This window comes from Methylobacterium sp. Leaf125 (assembly GCF_001423085.1).
GTDB lineage: Bacteria > Pseudomonadota > Alphaproteobacteria > Rhizobiales > Beijerinckiaceae > Methylobacterium.
Genome location: NZ_LMNU01000007.1, coordinates 59,906 through 77,968, shown reverse-complemented (window position 1 = coordinate 77,968; position 18,063 = coordinate 59,906). Strand labels below are relative to the sequence as shown.

The following is an 18,063-nucleotide window of genomic DNA, read 5'->3' as shown; positions in this document are numbered from 1 at the left end:
GATCTTGCGCGGGCAGCCCCGCATTCGCCACGATTGACGCGGTTTTGCGAGGGCCGTACCACGACGCCCTGTGCTTGTCGCGGACGCAGCGCGCTCAGGGTTCAGGTCCGGCCAGGGAGGCATGACGGGGATGTACAAGGCTCAGACGCGCGGAATCAGCGTGACCGTGATGCCACGCTTCGTCGAGGAAGAATCGTCGCCGGCCGAGAGCCGCTACTTCTTCGCCTACACGGTCGAGATCGTGAACAACGGCCCCGAGCAGGTGCAGCTGCGCTCCCGCCACTGGCGCATCGTCGACGGGCGCGGCGAGACCCAGGAGGTCCGCGGCGCCGGCGTGGTCGGCAAGCAGCCGGTGCTCGAGCCGGGCGAATCGTTCAGCTACACCAGCGGCTGCCCGCTCACCACGCCCGACGGCCTGATGGCCGGCAGCTACACCATGGCGACCCATGGCGGCGAGAGCTTCGAGGCGGAGATCCCGGCCTTCTCGCTCGATTCGCCCCACGTCCGCCGCAGCGTGCACTAAAGCCATGTCCACCGAAGGCCCGCGTCCGGAGACCCTCGACTGGCTGGCGCGGCTCGTGGCCTTCGACACCGAGAGTTCGAAATCGAACCTCGCGCTGATCGACAGCGTGGCGGCCGCCCTCGACGCGCTCGGGGTGCCCTTCGTCCGCGTGCCCAACGCCAGCGGCGACAAGGCGGCCCTGTTCGCCACCATCGGCCCGATGGTCGACGGCGGCATCGTGCTCTCCGGCCATACCGACGTGGTGCCGGTGACGGGGCAGGCCTGGAGTGCCGACCCCTTCACCCTGCGGGTGGCGGACGGGCGCGCCTACGGGCGCGGCGCCGTCGACATGAAGGGCTTCTGCGCCCTCGCCCTGGCGGCGATCCCGCGCTTCCAGGCCGCCGACCTCAAGCGCCCGATCCACATCCTCCTGTCCTACGACGAGGAGACCACCTGCCTGGGTGTGACCGACACCATCGCGCGCTTCGGGGCCGACCTGCCGCGCCCGGCCGCGGTGATCGTCGGCGAGCCCACCGACCTCGAGGTGGCCGACGCGCACAAGAGCATCGTCACCTACCTCACCACCGTGCACGGGCACGAGGCGCACTCGGCCAAGCCGATGCTCGGGGCCAATGCCGTGATGGCGGCGGCCGACCTGGTCTCCGAGCTGAACCGGATCGCCGACGCGATGATCGCCCGGGGCGACGCCTCGGGCCGCTTCGACCCGCCCGCCACCACCGTGCATGTCGGCACCATCGCGGGCGGCACGGCCCGCAACATCCTGCCCAAGGTCTGCACCTTCCACTGGGAGTTCCGCGGCCTGCCCGACCTCGACATGGGCGAGATCCCGGCCCTGTTCGAGGCCAAGGTGCGCAGCGTGCTGCGCGACCGGCTCAACCGCTACGGCGATTACGGGCGGATCGAGACGCTGGAGGAGGTCGCGGTGCCGGGCCTCGCGCCGGAGCCCGGCTCGGCCGCCGAGCGCCTGGCGCTCCGGGTGGCGGAGCGCAACCACACGATCTCGGTGCCCTACGCCACGGAGGCCGGGCGCTTCCAGGTCGCCGGCATCCCCACCGTGGTCTGCGGCCCCGGCTCCATCGACCAGGCCCACCAGCCGGACGAGTACATCACGCTCGCGGCGCTCAAGGCCGGCGAGGCCTTCATGGACCGCCTCGCGGCGGCGTGCGTGACCCTGTGACGGCCTTCACGTCCCGCACCATCGCGGCGGACGGGCCGGTGAAGCTGCGCCCGCTGGAGCGCGAGGACCTGATGTTCGTGCATCAGCTCAACAACAACGACAGCATCATGCGCTACTGGTTCGAGGAGGCCTACGAGTCCTTCGCCGAACTGGCGCAGCTCTACGAGCGCAACATCCACAACCAGACCGAGCGGCGCTTCATCATCGCCAATTCGGAGGGGGCCCCCGCCGGCCTCGTGGAGCTCGTGGAGATCAACCACCTGCACCGGCGCTGCGAATTCCAGATCGCGATCCACCCGGCCTTCCAGGGCCAGGGCTACGCCCCGCGGGCCACGCGCATCGCCATGGACTACGCCTTCAGCGTCCTCAACATCCACAAGCTCTACCTGCACGTGGACAAGGACAACGCCCGCGCGGTGCGGATCTACGAGCGCTGCGGCTTCGAGCCCGAGGGCATCCTGAAGGACGAGTTCTTCGTCAACGGCAAGTACCGCGACGCGGTGCGGATGTGCCTGTTCCAGCCCGCCTACCTCGCCCGCCGGGGCGGCGGCGACATCGCCGATCCCGTCCTGAAGGCCTGAGCGCGACGCGCGGCGCCGAACCTCCGCGAAGAGAGCCCGGCGCCGTTTCCCATCAGGCGATCGGCTTGGCGATCAGTTGCGGCCCGCGCCGCCCTGGCCGCCGGTGCGCTCGCCGCCCCCCATGTTGCCGCCACCCATGCTGCCCCCACCCGTGTTGCCGGTCTTGCCGCCCGGCGCGCCGGCATTCAGGCCGCGCTCGGCGCCGCCGGTCCGGCTGCCGGTGTTCAGGGTGCCGCGCTCGGCGCCCCCCGAGCGGTCGGCCGCGTTGCGGATCCCCGAGCCCTCGGTCCCACGGTCGCGGTTCATGCTGCGCTCGGCCGCGGCGCCGGTGCGGCCCCCCTGCTGGCGGGTCTCGGCGTTGCGGATGCCCTCCCGCGACTCGCTCTGGCTCGCGCGGACGTTGCGCGTATCGCGCCGCTCGTCGGTGCGGGAGGAGACGGCCTTGCCGCGGAAGCCGCGCTCCTCGAAGCGGGCGCCGACGGTGCCGCCCCGCCGCTCGGTCACCGTCAGGCGGCGATACTCGGGCGAGCCGTAGACCACGCGCTGGCCGCGCACGACCACGTAGCGGGTGCCGGGACGGCGGGTGGTCGTCTCCTCGACGCGCACGAGGCGCCGGTACTGGGGCGAGCCGTAGAGGACGCGCTGGCCCCGGATGGTGACGTAGCGCCGGCGCGAGCGCTCGACCACGCGGTCGCCGCCGCGATGCTCGACGGTGACGAGGCGCCGGTATTCCGGCGAGCCGTAGACCACGCGCTGGCCGCCGATGAAGACGAAGCGGCCCGAGCGGCGCCCGCCCTCGAAGCGCTCGCTGCGCGACTCGCTGCGGCTGCTGACCGAGACCCGGTCGCGCTGCTCGCGGCCGCCGACCCGGTCTTCTCGGGACGAGGAATCCTGGCGGGACGAGGTCCGGGTCGCCCGGTCGCCGCGCACGCCATCCCGGTCGCCCCGGTCCGCGCTGCGGGACTGCGAATCCTTGTTCTGCGAATCCCGGCCCTGGGACGCTTGGTTCTGGGACGCTTGGTTCTGGGATGCTTGACCCTGGGAGCTTTGGCCCTGGGAGTCTCGGGCCGCCGTGTCGCCGCGGCCGCCCTCGCGGCGTCCGCCGGCCTCGGCCCGTCCGCCCATATCGCTGCGGGCGCCGCCCGCAGCGCCCTCGCCGCCCTGGCTGCGTGCGGCGGCCCCGCCACGGCCCCCGGCCTCGCTGCCGCCGGCGGTGCCGGCCTGGCCCGCACCCTGGGCGTAGGCCGAGGTCGTCATCAGCAGTGCCGTCAGACCAACGACGAAATTCTTGCTGACCAGATGCTTGCTGACCAGACGCTTGCCGATCAGGGTCTTGCCGACCACAAATTTCTTCATCGACGTTCCTCCTGAGCTCTTGTTGAGCACTCTTGAGAAACCCCAAACGTCGAAACCTCAGAAACGGTTCAAATACAAATCCCGGCTGTAGGGACGAGAATTTGCAGCGTCTTGTATTCTACAACAGTCAAGCTTGGCGATGCTGCCGCGACATCTGTCGCGGCAGCCCTGGATCAGTTGCCCGACTGGGCCGTGACTTCGGCTTCCACCGCCGCCGGATCGAGATCGTAGCGTCGCGAGCAGAACTCGCAGGTGATGCCGATGCGGCCGTCATCGGCGATCATGTCCCGGCGCTCCTGAGGCGAGAACGAGGTGATCATGCCCATCACCCGCTCGGGCGAGCAGCGACACTGCTCGCGCACCCCCTGCGCCTCGAACACCCGCACGCCGCGCTCGTGGAACAGGCGGTAGAGCAGGCGCTCGGCCGAGACCTCCGGGTCGACGAGCTCGTGGTCCTCGATGGTGGAGACGAGGCTGCGGGCCTCGACCCAGGCATCGTCCTCCGGCACCCCGTTCGCGTCGAGATGGACGTGGCCCTCGGGAATGTCGCCCGGGGGCAGGTCGGCGAGCCGCGCCCGGTCGATGGATTGCGGCAGGAACTGCACCAGGAGACCGCCGGCCCGGTAGGTGCGGGCGCCGCCGGCATACTGCTCGGCCACCGCGAGGCGGACCTGGGTCGGAATCTGCTCGGACTGGCGGAAGTACTGGTGCGCCGCCTCCTCCAGGCTCTGGCCCTCCAGGGCGACGACGCCCTGGTAGCGGCTGCTGGTGGGACCCTGGTCGATGGTCATGGCCAGGTGCCCTTGCCCGATCAGGTCCCGGTCCCGGAGCGGGCCGGCGCCGAGGGCGTCCACCCGTGCGGTGTCGAAGCGCGCGGTGGCGCGCAGGCGGTCGGGCGCCTCGAAGTCCACCACGATCATCTCGACCGGGCCGTCGGTCTTGGTCTGGAGCTGGAAGCGGCCCTCGAACTTCAGGGACGAGCCGAGGAGCACGGTGAGCGCCGCCGCCTCGCCGAGGAGGCGCGCCACCGCGTCGGGATAGCCGTGCCGGCGCAGGATGGTGTCGACGGACGGGCCGAGGCGGACCACGCGGCCGCGCACGTCGAGGGCCTCGACGGCGAAGGGCAGCACCACGTCGTCGTCGCCCTCGATGAGGAGCGGGGGGACGGATCCGGCGGTCGTTCCAGCAGGCATTCCAGAAGTCATGGCAGCTCCGATCGGGCTCGACGAACGCGAGGGCTGGGCCATGGACCACGTGACCCTCCGGGGGCAGGGTCATGAGATCGCCGAACGGTGTCGGCGGCGCACCGGTCGGAACGGTCGCGCTCGTCGCGCGTCCGCGCCCAACCCTCAGGGAAGGATGGTCCCTATATAGGCATCCGGGCGCGGCGGCGCGACGGGGCCGGGATGCGGCCCGTGCACGGGTGGTCCCGCGGCAGGTGTACTCCGCAGCAGGCCTTCCCCCCGCAGCAGGTCCTCCCCCAGCAGGTCCTCCCCCAGCAGGTCTTCCCCCACCAGGTCTTCGCGCGCCCGCTCGTCCCCGGGGCGGTCGCGGCCGTCAGAGGCCGTGGGCCTGCAGGCACCAGGCGAGGATGCCCTTCTGGGCGTGGAGGCGGTTCTCGGCCTCGTCGAAGATCACCGATTGCGGCCCGTCGATCACCTCGGCGGTGACCTCCTCGCCGCGATGGGCCGGCAGGCAGTGCATGAAGATCGCGTCCTGGGCCGCGGCCGCCATCAGGCGGGCATCGACCCGGTAGGGCACCAGCAGGTTGTGCCGGTGCTGGTCGTCCTCGTCGCCCATGGAGACCCAGCAATCGGTGACCACCGCATCCGCCCCGTCCACCGCCTCGTAGGCGTCGGTGGTGACGTTGACGGTGGCGCCCTGCGCCTTCGCCCAGTCGAGGAGCGGCTGGGGCGCCGACAGCTCCGGCGGGGCCGCGATGTTGAGGGTGAAGTCGAAGCGCGCGGCGGCGTGCACCCAGGAGGCGAGCACGTTGTTGGCATCCCCCGACCAGGCCACGGTGCGGCCCCGGATCGGCCCGCGATGCTCCTCGAAGGTCAGGAGGTCGGCCATGATCTGGCACGGGTGCGAGACCTTGGTCAGGGCGTTGATCACCGGCACGGTGGCGTACTCGGCCAGCTCCAGCATCAGGCCGTGGTCCAGGATGCGGATCATGATCGCGTCGACGTAGCGCGAGAGCACCCGCGCGGTGTCGCCCACGGTCTCGCCCCGGCCGAGCTGCATCTCGCTACCGGTCAGCATCAGGGTCTCGCCGCCGAGCTCGCGCATGCCGACGTCGAACGACACCCGGGTCCGGGTCGAGGGCCGGTCGAACACCATCGCCAGGGTCTTGCCGATGAGGGGGCGGTCCTCGGCCAGGGTGCCCTTGCGGCGGTTCGCCTTGATGCGGGCGGCGGCGTCCAGCACCGTGCGCAGCTGCTCGGACGAGAAATCCTTGAGGTCGAGGAAGTGGCGGGTTCCGTGGCCGGTCCCGTTCAGTGTCGTGGTCATCGGTCCGTTCTTCGTGTGCGTGGTCCCGGTCTGGGCAAATCCGGTCAGGGCAGTTTCGGTCGGGGCAGTTTCGGTCGGGGCGGGTCCGGCCGCGCGGCCGGGTCGTGCGGCCGTCCGGTGACGTGTCCGACTCCTCGCGGCTACTCGGCGGCGCCGCGCAGGCGCGTTCCGAGCCGGCCGGCCGCCGTGTCGAGGCGGGTGACCGCCTCCGCCACGTCGGCTTCGGTGATGATCAGCGGCGGCAGCAGGCGCACCACGTTGTCCCCCGCCGGGATCACCAGCAGGTGCGCGTCGCGGGCGGCGGCGGCGAACTCGGTGTTCAGCACGTGGAGCTTGAGGCCGAGCATCAGGCCTTCGCCGCGGATGTCCGCGATGACGGCCGGATGCCGGTCCTGCAGGGCGGCGAGGCGCTGCTTCAGGATCAGGCCCATGCGCTGGACGTGGTCGAGAAAGCCGTCGGCCAGCACCACGTCGAGGACGGCGTTGCCCACCGCCATGGCCAGGGGGTTGCCGCCAAAGGTGGTGCCGTGGCTGCCCGCCGTCATGCCGCGCGCGGCGTCCGCCGTGGCGAGGCAGACGCCGAGGGGGAAGCCGCCGCCGATGCCCTTGGCCGCGCTCATGATGTCGGGGGCCGCCCCCGACCACTCGTGCGCGAACAGCTTGCCCGTGCGCCCGACCCCGGTCTGGACCTCGTCCATGATCAGCAGGATGCCGTGCGCGTCGCAGAGTTCGCGCAGGCCGCGCAGGCATTGCGGCGGCACCGGGCGCACGCCGCCCTCCCCCTGGATCGGCTCGATCAGGATCGCGGCCGTCTCCGGGCCGATGGCGGCCCGCAGGGCCTCGTGGTCGCCGAAGGGCACCTGGTCGAAGCCGTCGACCTTCGGGCCGAAGCCCTCGATGTACTTCTGCTGGCCGCCGGCCGCGATGGTGGCGAGCGTCCGGCCGTGGAAGGCGCCCTCGACGGTGATGATCCGGAAGCGCTCCGGATGGCCGTCGGCGGCGTGGTACTTGCGCGCCATCTTGATGGCGGCCTCGTTGGCCTCGGCGCCTGAATTGGCGAAGAAGGCCACGTCCGCGAAGGTCGCGTCCACGAGGCGCCGGCCCAGCCGCTCACCCTCCGGGATCTCGAACAGGTTCGAGGTGTGCCAGAGCTTCTGCGCCTGCGCGGTCAGGGCCTGGACGAGGTGCGGATGGGCGTGGCCCAGGGCGTTCACCGCGATACCGGCGCCGAAGTCGAGGTATCGCTCGCCGCTGCGCGCCTCGAGCCATGCGCCCTCGCCGCGTTCGAAGGCGATGGGAGCCCGGGCATAGGTCGGCAGAAGGGCGGATGTCACGATCCCGTCTTCCCGTGTGTCTCGCGGGCACGCGAGGAACGCGACCGCACCAAATGAAAGTGCCGCCTCGGATGGGGCGGCACGCGCGCGATTACTAGAGAATTGCCCAATTCTGTCAACGACAGACCGGGTTCACAGTCCTGACATGCCTGCCAATTAGGCTGTTGCGCGCGTGCGCTGCGCGGCCTGCCTTCAGCCATGCCTCGTACCATGCCTTGCCCTGCACCATGCCTTGCACCCCGCGCCCGGAAGTGCTCAGAGCCGCGGCACGCCGGCCGGACGACCCGCGGCCGCCCAGCAGAGGAACGACGCAGCATGAGCACCGTCACGGAACGCCTGGAGGCCCTCGGCCTGACCCTGCCCAAGGCCGCGGCCCCCGTCGCGAACTACGTGCCGTTCGTGCGCAGCGGCAACCTGGTGGTGATCTCCGGGCAGATCTGCTTCGGGGCCGACGGCCGAATCGCCGACGCACACAAGGGCAAGCTCGGGGCCGAGGTCTCGGCCGAGGACGGCGTCGCCGCGGCCCGGCTCTGCGCCCTCAACGTGCTGGCCCAGCTTCAGGCGGCGGTGGGCGATCTCGATCGCGGTGTCGTGCAGTGCATCCGCCTCGGCGGCTTCATCAACGCGGTCCCGACCTTCGCGGGACTCGCCGGCATCATGAACGGCGCCTCCGACCTCATGGTGGAGATCCTGGGCGACCGCGGCCGCCACGCCCGCTCCACCGTCGGCGTCGCCGAGCTGCCCCTCGACGCGGCCGTCGAGGTCGAGGCGATGTTCGAGGTCAAGTGAGCCCGGTGACGGGTCCCAACACCCCCGACTGGCTCGTCGCCCGGCCCATCGCCCATCGCGGCCTGCACGACCGCGCCGCCGGCGTACCGGAGAACACGGGGGCCGCCGCCGAGGCGGCCATCCGGGACGGCTACGCCATCGAGTGCGACGTGCAGCTCAGCGCCGACGGCGAGGCGATGGTGTTCCACGACGAGACCCTGGGCCGCCTGACCGCGGCCGGGGAGGCGGTCGGCACGCGGCCCGCCGCCGCCCTCGCCGCCCTGGCGGTGGCGGGGAGTGCCGAGCGCATCCCGACCCTGCCGGACTTCCTCGCCCGGATCGGCGGGCGCACGCCCCTCGTGATCGAGGTGAAGTCGCGCTACAGCGGCGACCTGCGGCTCGCCGAGCGCGTGGCCGCCCTCGCGGTCGCCTATGACGGCCCGGTGGCGCTGAAATCCTTCGATCCGCACATCGTCACCGCCCTGCGGACGCTGGCGCCCGGGCTCCCGCGCGGCATCGTCGCCGAGACGCGCCAGGACGACCCCGCCTACGCGACGCTGCCCCCGAGCCTGCGGCGCGCCCTCTCCGACCTGCTGCACTTCGACGAGACCCGGCCGGACTTCCTGTCCTGGCGGGTGGACGACCTGCCCTGCGCGCCCACCGTCCTGTGCCGGCTCCTGGGCCAGCGCCCGGTGATGACCTGGACCGTGCGCAACCCGGACCAGCGCCGCCATGCCGAGGCCCATGCCGACCAGATGGTGTTCGAGGGGTTCCATCCCTAGGGCCCCGGTCGACCCCCTGCGACGGTGCGGGGCGCCGGGCCGCCCTTGGCCCACCCGCCCCCGGGGACTAGATTGCCCGGCGATGATGAAACCCGGCGAGACAGATCGGTCCGGCCATGAATCCGGGTCCGGCGACGCATCCGAGGCCGGCGACGGAGCCGACGCTCCGGCCGAGACCGTGACGGAACTGCAGGTGCGGGCGGTGCCGGGGCTGACCGGGATCGCGGCGGCCGAGTGGGATGCCTGCGCCACCTCGGCCGAGACCCTGGCGGGGGGCGACGAGACCCATAACCCCTTCACCTCGCACGCTTTCCTGTCGTCCTTGGAGGATTCGGGGTGCGTCTCGCGCAAGACCGGCTGGCTGCCCCTGCACGTGGCGGTGGAGCGCGAGGGACGGCTGGTGGGCGTGGCGCCCTGCTACCTGAAGTCCCACAGCCAGGGCGAGTACGTCTTCGACCACGGCTGGGCCGACGCCTACGAGCGGGCGGGCGGGAGCTACTACCCGAAGCTCCAGGTCAGCGTGCCCTTCACCCCCGTCACCGGCCCGCGCTTCCTCATCGCGCCGGGGCAGGACGTGAACGAGGCGGCGTCCGCGATCGTCGCCGGCCTGCGCGCCCTGCGCGCCGAGACCAAGGCCTCCTCGATCCACGTCACCTTCATGCAGGAGCGCGAGTGGGCCCAGGCCGGGGCGTTGGGCTTCCTCCAACGCGTCGACCAGCAGTTCCACTGGGACAATGCCGGCTACGCCACCTTCGAGGATTTCCTCGGGGCGCTGGCCTCCCGCAAGCGCAAGGCGATCCGGCGCGAGCGTCGCGACGCCTTGGCGACCGGCCTGACCATCGAGCACGTCACCGGTGCCGACCTGACCCCCGCCCACTGGGACGCCTTCTACGAATTCTACGCCGATACCGGCGCGCGCAAGTGGGGCCGGCCCTACCTGAACCGGGCGTTCTTCGGGCTCCTGGGCGAGCGCATGCCCGAGCGGGTGCTGCTGGTGATGGCCAAGCGCGAGGGCCGCTACGTGGCCGGCGCCATCAACCTCATCGGCGACGTCGCCCTCTACGGCCGCAACTGGGGCTGCATCGAGGACCACCCGTTCCTGCATTTCGAGGTCTGCTACTATCAGGCCATCGACTTCGCCATCGCCCACGGATTGAAGCGCGTCGAGGCGGGCGCGCAAGGGGAGCACAAGCTCGCCCGCGGCTACCGCCCAGTCCTCATGCACTCGGCCCATGACATCGCCGACCCGGCCCTGCGCCGGGCGGTGGCCGATTACCTGACGCGCGAGCGCGAACACGTGCTCGAGGCCGCCGAAGTTCTGGACACGATGACCCCCTTCCGGCGGGAAATCGTGCCTGGATCTTGGCCCGAAGCGTCCGACGAAACGGCATCCGACTTGCCTGGGGCCGCGCCGGAGGCGAATCCTTCCGGTTGAGGACGCCCCTCCGACCCAGCCCAGCCCGCCCCCGAGAGGCGCGAGAGCCCAAGGACGATCCGTGAGCCCCATCGACCGCATCAAGACCTTCGCCGACGATCTCGTGGCGATCCGCCGCGACTTCCACGCCCATCCCGAACTCGGCTTCGAGGAGGTCCGCACCTCCGGCATCGTCGCCGCGGAGCTGGCCCGCTACGGCATCGCCGTCCATCGCGGCATCGGCGGCACCGGGGTGGTGGGCGTGCTCGAGGGCCGCACCGGCTCCGGCCGGCGCATCGGCCTGCGCGCAGACATGGACGCCCTGCCGATCGAGGAGGAGACCAACCTGCCCTACCGCTCGACGGTGCCGGGCAAGATGCACGCCTGCGGCCATGACGGCCACACCACGATGCTGCTCGGCGCCGCGCGCTACCTCGCCGAGACCCGGGACTTCGACGGCACCGCCCTGTTCGTGTTCCAGCCGGCCGAGGAGGGCCAGGGCGGCGCCCGCGCGATGATCGCCGACGGCCTGTTCGAAAAATTCCCCTGCGACGAGATCTACGCCATCCACAACCAGCCCAACGGCCCGCACGGCAAGATCAAGCTGCGCCCCGGCCCGGCCATGGCGGCGGCGGACTTCTTCGACATCCGCATCACCGGGCGCGGCGCCCACGCGGCCCAGCCGCAGCAGGGCATCGACCCCATCGTGGTGGGCTCCACCCTGGTCCAGGCGCTGCAGTCGATCGTCTCGCGCAACGCCGACCCGCTCAAGAGCGCGGTCCTGTCGGTGACGCAGTTCCACGCGGGTGCCGCCTACAACGTCATCCCGGAGGGCGCGCACATCACCGGCACGGTGCGGACCTTCGACGCGGACCTGCGCACCCTCGTCACCACCCGCATCCGGGAGATCGCCGCGGGTATCGCGACGGCCTACGGCGCCACCATCGACGTCGACATCCGCGACGTGTTCTCGGTGCTGATGAACAGCCCCCAGCACGCCGCCGCCGCCGCCGACATCGCCCGCGAGCTGTTCGGCCCCGAGGGCGTCGACGACCAGTCGAAGCCGCGCATGGGCAGCGAGGATTTCGCCGACATGGTCGCGCGGGTGCCCGGCGCCTATGCGTGGATCGGCTCGACGCCCGGCCCCGGCCTGCACAATGCGAGCTTCGACTTCGACGACAGCATCATTCCCCTCGGCTCGGCCTTCCTCGCCCGCCTCGTGGAGCGGCGTTCCGCAGCCTGAGGAGCGGACCGCCGGGATCACACCGGCGGTTCCAGCCGGAATCGCGGGGCGTGGTCGGGCCGGATGGTGACCATGTCCGCCGGCAGGATCCGCCGGCAGGACTGGGCGGATCCCCGCACGGACTGCGCGCGACGAGCCCGATGAGGGCCCGCATCGCCTCCAGGAGGGTGAATCGCGCGCCGATGCGGATCCGCGGGCCGGCGCCGGACCGGCTCCGGCTCGCTGACCCCGAAGGGGGTCCGGGTTTCCCCGGCCGGCCGATGGCTCAGGCCGTCAGCGCCACCCGCTTCGCGGCGACCTGTTCGGCCCGCCGGCTGGCCCGGGCCGGAGCCACGTCGCCCACGGCGGCGTCCATGAACGCCACGCTCGCCGCGTGCAGGTCGCCGTCACTCAGCGTCATCGTCCCCGCCAACGCCTGCGACGTCATCAGCCGGGTTGTGTAGCGCCCGGAAGGCCGCAGAGCGCGCCGCGTCGTCCCGGGCCGCCTTCGTCTCGGCCGCGAAGGCCTCGATGCCCTTCCGGTAGGGGCTGTCGGTTTTGACCTGGCCGAGATCGTCGAGGCGCAGCACGATGGGCTCGTCCTGCGGTACCCCGAGACGGGCCAGGCGCTCCGTCAGCGTACCGGCCAGGGCCTTCGTGCGCGCCTGGACGATTTCATCGAGGGACCGGACACGACCGGCGGCCCCCGTGCCCCTCTGGGCGATCTGCCGCTGCGCGGCCGCGCTCAGATCGACCACCGCCGCCGCGCCCGCCGCCCTGGAGGCGGCGGTTTCCGGACGCCCACCCGTCGTCGATGCGCCGCGCTCCGCCTCGGCGGACGAGGGCCGTGCCGCCGCGCCCGCAGGCATGCGCGGTGCCGGCGTCGCCGGGGCCCGTGCCGCTGTCGTCGCCGCTTTCGTCGTGCGGGTGATTCCGATCGCTCTGCAATCGAAAGGTGTGGTGTTGAGGCCTGAACGGCGACTGAGCGCGTGCGGGCGAGGAGTCCGGGCGTCCTCGAGGGCGTGGATCGTCGCATCGGTACACGCGGGTGCAGCGGGAATGCCTGCGGCCCGGACGATCCGCGACATCCCGGCGGCGCTTGCGAACCGGGGCGGCGGGGTCTTAGGAGAGGGCCCCTTCCGCACGCCGCACGGTCGATGTCCATGAACAGCCTGCACGACCTGATTCCGAGGGCGGCCGACGGGGCGCCCTACCCCCTGGCCCAGCACCGGGGGCAGGTGCTCCTGATCGTCAACACCGCCTCGAAATGCGGGTTCACGCCGCAATATGCCGGGCTGGAGGCCTTGGCGCAGAAGCACCGGACGGACGGGCTCGTGGTGCTGGGCTTTCCCTGCAACCAGTTCGGCGCCCAGGAGCCGGGGGATGCGGCCGAGATCGCCCGGTTCTGCAGCCTGACCTACGATGTCAGCTTCCCGGTCCTCGCCAAGGTCGCGGTGAACGGCCCCGCGGCCGACCCGGTCTTCGCGCACCTGACGCAGGCGAAGCCCGGCCTCCTCGGCAGCCGCGCCATCAAGTGGAACTTCACCAAGTTCCTCGTCGGGCGCGATGGCCGGGTGATCGCCCGCTACGCGCCCTCCACCAAGCCGGAGGCCCTGGAGGCCGCCGTCGCGGCCGCCCTGGCGGAGCCGGCGCCCGCCTCCTGAAGGGCCAGCCGCCGCGGCGGAGACTCGGCAGCGGAGGCTCGGCGGCGGGGCGTTCGGACCGGCCGCGTCGGGCCCCGCGCCGTCCCGCCGGCCGGAATGCGCCGGACCCGCGGGCGCCATCCCCAGCCCGGTGGGCGCGATCCGTGGCCAAGGTTAGGAAAGTCCTGGCCCAATCCGACAGGCCTCGGAACCGCTTGACCCGACAGGCATCGGAGCGCGAACAGCCGGCCGACCGGCGGGATCAGTCGGCCGTCCCGGCCCCGATTCCGCCCCGTCCGGCCCGGGCAGGTGACGATCGGGTGAAGAGTTCGTTAGCCGACGTTCAGCCTTGGTATGCCAGAAACTCCCGACCGAGTTGCCGGATCGTCCCGGCTTGCGGTGCGATCCGGGGAGGTGGGGATACGGCATGACTGCAGGCACGGGGCGATCGGCAGCGGCGAACGGGGAGGCAGACGCTGCAGGTCCAGTCCGGGCCATGCCCGAGGGGGTGCGGCTGCATCTCGGATCCGAGCTGAAGGCCTTCTACGCCACGGTCCTGGCCGAGGCGCCGCCGACGGCCTTGCTCGACCTGATCGCCCGGCTGGAGGTCCATCCGCCCGCCGCCGCGGACTTCCGCGCCGGACTGCTCGACGCCCTGCCCGGCCTGCGCGCCTTCGCCCTGTCGCTCGCCGTCACGCCGAACGCGGCCGACGACCTCGTGCAGGAGACGCTGCTGAAGGCCTGGGCGAACCGACACCGCTTCGAGCCCGGCAGCAACCTCAAGGCCTGGCTCTGCACCATCCTGCGCAACCAGTTCTACACCGAGTGCCGCAAGCGGAAGCGCGAGGTCGAGGATGCGGATGGTGCCTTCGCCGCGAAGGTGGTGGCGCCGGCCGCACAGGAGGCGAGCAGCGACCTGCGCCGGGTCTGGCAGCATCTCGGCAAGCTGCCGCCCGCCCAGCGGGAGGCGCTGGTGCTCGTGGCGGCCCAGGGGATGACCTACGAGGCCGCCGCCGCGCTGATCGGCTGTCAGGTCGGCACCATGAAGAGCCGCGTCAGCCGGGCCCGGGCCTTCCTGGTCGGCTCCCTCGGGATGGAGGCGCGCGGGGCGACAGCCGCCTGAGCCGTCATCCCCGGGGCGCCACCGGCGCGAAGCCGCCCCTTACGCGAGGCCCGCCCCTCCCTCGGGCTGGACCCGGGCGGGGGCGATGCTGGCGGGGGCCGGAGCGTCGGGCATCAGCGCGGCCCCCGAGGCGGCGTGTTGCCCGGCCCGTCCGTCTCGGCCGTGGCGCCGCCCCGTCTTCACGGGATCGAGATGTCGTGAACCGGGGGCGGGGCCGCAGGTTCGAACCTTGCATCACCGTTTGCCGCGCCGTGGATCGATCAATGGGGATCGGTCTTGCCGGCTCCGCCGTTGCTAGGACCGTGCGCGGATCCGGTCGATGTCACCGTTCCCACGCGCAGGGACTGATCCATGATGAACGCCCAGACCTACCGCGTGACCCTGGAGACCCGCGACGGGCGCCGCGTCCTGACCGCGATGGCCGAGCGGGAGGCCGCCCTGATGGCGGAATCGGTCCTGCGTCGCTACGCGGGCCAGACCCTCACCGTCGGCTTCAGCGTCGCCTGCGCCGATCCGGAGGCGCGCCGCCGCATCGCCTACTACCTGACCGACGTCGCCCTCGAGCTCGAACTCGCCTGAGCGGGGCGTCCGCCGCGCCCTCCCCTGCGGAGCCGCAAGCTCTACGGGGCCGTGCGCGTGCGAACCCCGCCCGAAGGGCGCGCTCGGCCGCCCGGATTTTTCCCTGAGACCCGAAGGCGCTGGACGAGAGAATCCAGGGTGTGCGAGAACGCGGCCCTCGATGCCGAGGTGGGTCGGGGGGCGTCCGGCGGCGGGTCCGTTCATGGGGCCGGGGGGATGCGAAACGACGGCAGGGTTTCCTGATCCGCCTTCCGGTCCCAGGCCCCGCACCCGGGCGCGCCCGGGTGGGGTCAGGGTTCGGGCCCGACCGTGATCCAAGCCCCGCTGTCGGCATGGGCAAGTCGAGGTGCGGATCTTCCGAGCGGGATGTCTGTTTTTGCCGCGGGACCCGGGCCCCTTGATCGATCGGACGGGCGAGCCCAGGAATCCGGTGCGGCGCATCCGGTGCGGCGCGACGGTCCGCTGCGCGGCGTTTCGACGTCGCCGTGTCTTCCTCAATCCAGGCTTGTGTCAGGCCTGCCGGTCGGGCGATCCGCGCAGGTGTTCCTTAGGACCCAACGATGAGATTTTTCGTCAACAAGGAAGTGAGCGGAGGGATACACTTCTGGCTGGCGCCCGACAATCCGCGCGCGATCAGCAAAGTCTTCATCTCCGTCGACGGGCGCCGGACCTTGGAGCTGTCGGCCTGGATCACGGACGATAACATTCGCGCGCATGGCTGGCACTCGACCGGTCAATGCGTCTACATGATCACCGAGAATGAGTTGCCGGAGCTCTTCTCCGCGAATCGGATCGAAATCTTCGATGCCGACACGAACATTCTGATCTTCCGGTCCCTTCGCGAGAAGGTTTTCCTGCCCGCGAAGCTGATCAACATCACCACGACCGTGCAGAAGAACACCTTCGTCGAGCAGAACCTGTTCGACCTCTTCCAGTACAGCTACTTCAACGTCGACCGGCTCTCGGAAGAGGTCGTGCAGAGCATCATGCAGGGCCCCTGGCTGACGTCGTCGCTCATCACGGGGGCCGTGATCTTTCCGCGTTACGAGGTGTTCTTCCAGGACGACAACTGCGTCAGCGGCGTCCTGGTGCAGGACCCCTTCGTGGAGATGGCCGCCCGCATGCGGTGGCTTCAAGCGAAGAAGGCGGTCGCGGACGATCCCGCGCAAAACTGGCGCCTGGGCGCGCTCCTGGAATCCGTCCGCTTCGCGGCGGAGTACGATCTGTCGAACAGCCGGAACATCAAGCGCTTCCTGCGGATGCTGCCCGAGCCGTGCTACCGCTTCCTCTACAACCCGCTCTGCCGGCAGTTCGGAACACGCTCGCCCAGTGACCCGTTCGGGCCCGGCAACTCCATCGTCGCCATGGAGATCATCTCGCGGATCAAGGTCGTGGGGCACAGCGACTATACCAACGAGTATTATACCGCGCTCCTCGACCGCCTGGGGGTTGCCCCCATCGAGATGTCGCATCCGAAGCCTTCGGAGGACGTCCTGTCGCTCGCGACCCTGCTGCGATCGGTCGATGCCGCGCGGGACATGGTCGCGTTCGACACGGTGATCTCCGATGCCGTCCGGCATGCCGTCGGAAAGAGCTGGGGCTGATCGACGGGCCGGGCGCCGACGTTCGGGCCGGTGCTGTCGGACGATTGGGCCGTATACAGCCCGCGATCGGAGGCCATGCGGGTTTGCGCCAGCGCGACGGTCTACGACCCCGACCGGTACGCCAGCCTCACGTGCGGATGCGGGTGCACGACCTCCTCGAGGACCTCGGCTGCACCCCCGTCGAGGCCGGCGACAGGGCGTCCGGCCTCCCGGTGCTGCAAGCCGCGCTGCGCCCGGGCCTGACGGTGCGGTTCATCACCGGCGATGCCGAGGACGCCGTCCGCAACCACGGCCTGCTCGCCCCCGGCATGGCGGTGGTGACCAGGCCCTTCTCGATCGAGACCCTCGCCACGCTGATCCGTTGGCTGAGCGCGGAGACCCGTCCGGACGGCGGCTGACGGTCCGCGTCAGGCGTTGGCCGAGGCCGGGGCGGCGCCGAGGGCGTCCGGAGCCGTCGTCGCCCGGGCCTGGACCTCGATGAACACCCGCGTCACGTCGGGGCTGTGCGCCTTCAGCCGGGTCTCGACCCGGGCGACCATGGCCTCGATCTCACCGGCGCTGAGGTCGTCGTCCATGTCGAGGCTGATGTTCACCAGGACGTCGGACGGGCCGAGATGCTGGGTCAGCACGGTGTTGACGTGGTGGACGCCCGCCTCGTCGCGCACCACGGCGCGAATCGCCGCCACGAGCTCCGGATCGGCGGCCTCGCCGATCAGGAGGCCGTGGGTCTCGATCATCAGGAAGGCCGCCATCCCGATCAGGATCACGCCGATGCCGATGGAGGACCAGCCGTCGAGGGCGGGCATGTCGAGGAGCCGGGCCAGGATCACGCCGGCCAGCGCCACCACGAGGCCCATCAGGGCGGCCACGTCCTCGGCCAGCACGGTGAACAGGGCCGGGTCCTTGCTCCGGCGGATGGCGGCGAGCGGCGGCCGCTGGCCCTTCTCCGCCCAGAACGCCTTCATGGCCACGAAGCAGGAATAACCCTCGGCCATCACCGAGAAGCCCAGGATCGCCACGTTCACCCAGAAGCCCGAGACGGGGTAGCCCCAGACCACGGCGTCCGCCGAGGGCTCGGGATGCTGGAGCTTGTGGATGCCCTCGTAGACCGCGAAGGCGCCGCCGCCCAGGAAGATGAACAGCGCGACGATGAAGGCGTAGAAGTACACCTCGCGGCCGTAGCCGAACGGGTGCTTCGCCGTGGCCGGACGCCGGGACCGCTTCATGCCGATGAGGAGCAGGATCTGGTTGGTGGTGTCGACCACCGAGTGGACGCCCTCGGCCAGCATCGCCGAGCTGCCGGTGAGGAAGGCGCCGACGAACTTGGCCGCCGCGATGGCGAGGTTGGCCCCGGCCGCGGTATAGATGGCGCTGGTGCTCTCGTGGGCCATGCGGGACGGATCTCTCGGGCTTCTGGGGCGGACGGCGCGGTCCCGACGGGCGCCG

Annotated in this window: 19 protein-coding genes; 12 read left to right on the top strand and 7 right to left on the bottom strand. The window is 71.3% G+C overall.

Annotation, left to right across the window (positions count from 1 at the left end; genetic code table 11):
• Positions 1–130 precede the first annotated feature (130 nt).
• Genes apaG through speG form a run of 3 tightly spaced genes read left to right on the top strand, consistent with a single transcriptional unit; the run spans position 131 to position 2,281 of the window.
• Positions 131–523 carry a Co2+/Mg2+ efflux protein ApaG gene (gene apaG, locus ASF58_RS09555; protein ID WP_055950877.1) on the top strand — a complete coding sequence of 131 codons (393 nt, stop codon included), beginning with the start codon at positions 131–133 and terminating at the stop codon, positions 521–523.
• A gap of 4 nt (positions 524–527) precedes the next feature.
• Positions 528–1,700 carry an acetylornithine deacetylase gene (argE, locus tag ASF58_RS09550; RefSeq protein WP_055950876.1) on the top strand — a complete coding sequence of 391 codons (1,173 nt, stop codon included), beginning with the start codon at positions 528–530 and terminating at the stop codon, positions 1,698–1,700.
• Positions 1,685–2,281 carry a spermidine N1-acetyltransferase gene (gene speG, locus ASF58_RS09545; RefSeq protein WP_280137536.1) on the top strand — a complete coding sequence of 199 codons (597 nt, stop codon included), beginning with the start codon at positions 1,685–1,687 and terminating at the stop codon, positions 2,279–2,281. The genes argE and speG overlap by 16 nt, the downstream gene beginning before the upstream one ends.
• Before the next feature lie 72 nt (positions 2,282–2,353).
• On the opposite strand, the gene ASF58_RS09540 is transcribed toward speG, so the two are convergent.
• The 4 genes from ASF58_RS09540 to ASF58_RS09525 all read right to left on the bottom strand — a co-directional run bounded on the left by ASF58_RS09540 (position 2,354) and on the right by ASF58_RS09525 (position 7,482).
• Positions 2,354–3,637: a hypothetical protein gene (locus ASF58_RS09540; RefSeq protein ID WP_055950874.1), complete on the bottom strand. Its 1,284-nt coding sequence runs from the start codon at positions 3,635–3,637 to the stop codon at positions 2,354–2,356.
• Between the two features lie 173 nt (positions 3,638–3,810).
• Positions 3,811–4,830 (bottom strand): Hsp33 family molecular chaperone, encoded by a 1,020-nt coding sequence (locus ASF58_RS09535; RefSeq protein ID WP_055950872.1) that lies wholly within the window; start codon positions 4,828–4,830, stop codon positions 3,811–3,813.
• 364 nt (positions 4,831–5,194) lie between these two features.
• Positions 5,195–6,148 carry an ornithine carbamoyltransferase gene (argF, locus tag ASF58_RS09530; protein ID WP_055950870.1) on the bottom strand — a complete coding sequence of 318 codons (954 nt, stop codon included), beginning with the start codon at positions 6,146–6,148 and terminating at the stop codon, positions 5,195–5,197.
• A 140-nt stretch (positions 6,149–6,288) separates the two neighbouring features.
• Positions 6,289–7,482 (bottom strand): aspartate aminotransferase family protein, encoded by a 1,194-nt coding sequence (locus tag ASF58_RS09525; RefSeq protein WP_055950868.1) that lies wholly within the window; start codon positions 7,480–7,482, stop codon positions 6,289–6,291.
• A 315-nt stretch (positions 7,483–7,797) separates the two neighbouring features.
• Between ASF58_RS09525 and ASF58_RS09520 the strand changes: the two genes are divergently transcribed.
• The 4 genes from ASF58_RS09520 to ASF58_RS09505 all read left to right on the top strand — a co-directional run bounded on the left by ASF58_RS09520 (position 7,798) and on the right by ASF58_RS09505 (position 11,689).
• Positions 7,798–8,271, top strand: coding sequence for a RidA family protein (locus ASF58_RS09520; RefSeq protein WP_055950866.1), 474 nt, complete (start codon positions 7,798–7,800; stop codon positions 8,269–8,271).
• A gap of 5 nt (positions 8,272–8,276) precedes the next feature.
• Positions 8,277–9,032 (top strand): glycerophosphodiester phosphodiesterase family protein, encoded by a 756-nt coding sequence (locus ASF58_RS09515; protein WP_055950997.1) that lies wholly within the window; start codon positions 8,277–8,279, stop codon positions 9,030–9,032.
• 82 nt (positions 9,033–9,114) lie between these two features.
• Positions 9,115–10,467 (top strand): GNAT family N-acetyltransferase, encoded by a 1,353-nt coding sequence (locus ASF58_RS09510; protein ID WP_244477243.1) that lies wholly within the window; start codon positions 9,115–9,117, stop codon positions 10,465–10,467.
• 61 nt (positions 10,468–10,528) lie between these two features.
• Positions 10,529–11,689, top strand: a complete 1,161-nt coding sequence (locus ASF58_RS09505) for a M20 aminoacylase family protein (protein WP_055950864.1) — start codon at positions 10,529–10,531, stop codon at positions 11,687–11,689.
• Positions 11,690–11,954: 265 nt separating this feature from the next.
• Here ASF58_RS09505 and ASF58_RS27445 read toward each other — a convergent pair whose 3' ends face one another.
• Both ASF58_RS27445 and ASF58_RS09500 read right to left on the bottom strand, forming a co-directional pair.
• A complete protein-coding gene (locus tag ASF58_RS27445) occupies positions 11,955–12,089 on the bottom strand; it encodes a hypothetical protein (protein ID WP_280137535.1) in 135 nt (44 codons plus the stop codon).
• Positions 12,076–12,537 carry a hypothetical protein gene (locus ASF58_RS09500; protein WP_055950862.1) on the bottom strand — a complete coding sequence of 154 codons (462 nt, stop codon included), beginning with the start codon at positions 12,535–12,537 and terminating at the stop codon, positions 12,076–12,078. Before ASF58_RS09500 ends, ASF58_RS27445 begins: the two co-directional genes overlap by 14 nt.
• Before the next feature lie 294 nt (positions 12,538–12,831).
• Here ASF58_RS09500 and ASF58_RS09495 point away from each other — a divergent pair, with 294 nt between their 5' ends.
• From ASF58_RS09495 to ASF58_RS09475, 5 genes are all read left to right on the top strand, one after another.
• The gene (locus ASF58_RS09495; RefSeq protein WP_055950993.1) at positions 12,832–13,332 is read left to right on the top strand and encodes a glutathione peroxidase; all 501 of its coding nucleotides are present in this window, start codon (positions 12,832–12,834) and stop codon (positions 13,330–13,332) included.
• 475 nt (positions 13,333–13,807) lie between these two features.
• Entirely contained in the window at positions 13,808–14,434 is a 627-nt protein-coding gene (locus ASF58_RS09490; protein ID WP_055950860.1) for a sigma-70 family RNA polymerase sigma factor, read from the top strand.
• 351 nt (positions 14,435–14,785) lie between these two features.
• A complete protein-coding gene (locus tag ASF58_RS09485; RefSeq protein WP_055950858.1) occupies positions 14,786–15,013 on the top strand; it encodes a hypothetical protein in 228 nt (75 codons plus the stop codon).
• 560 nt (positions 15,014–15,573) lie between these two features.
• The gene (locus ASF58_RS09480) at positions 15,574–16,617 is read left to right on the top strand and encodes a hypothetical protein (protein ID WP_055950856.1); all 1,044 of its coding nucleotides are present in this window, start codon (positions 15,574–15,576) and stop codon (positions 16,615–16,617) included.
• 143 nt (positions 16,618–16,760) lie between these two features.
• Complete coding sequence (locus ASF58_RS09475) at positions 16,761–17,015, top strand: hypothetical protein (RefSeq protein ID WP_156375611.1); 255 nt, start codon at positions 16,761–16,763, stop codon at positions 17,013–17,015.
• A 9-nt stretch (positions 17,016–17,024) separates the two neighbouring features.
• Here the strand turns inward: ASF58_RS09475 and ASF58_RS09470 are convergent, their stop codons facing one another.
• Positions 17,025–18,008, bottom strand: coding sequence for a cation diffusion facilitator family transporter (locus ASF58_RS09470; protein WP_055950852.1), 984 nt, complete (start codon positions 18,006–18,008; stop codon positions 17,025–17,027).
• Positions 18,009–18,063 lie beyond the last annotated feature (55 nt).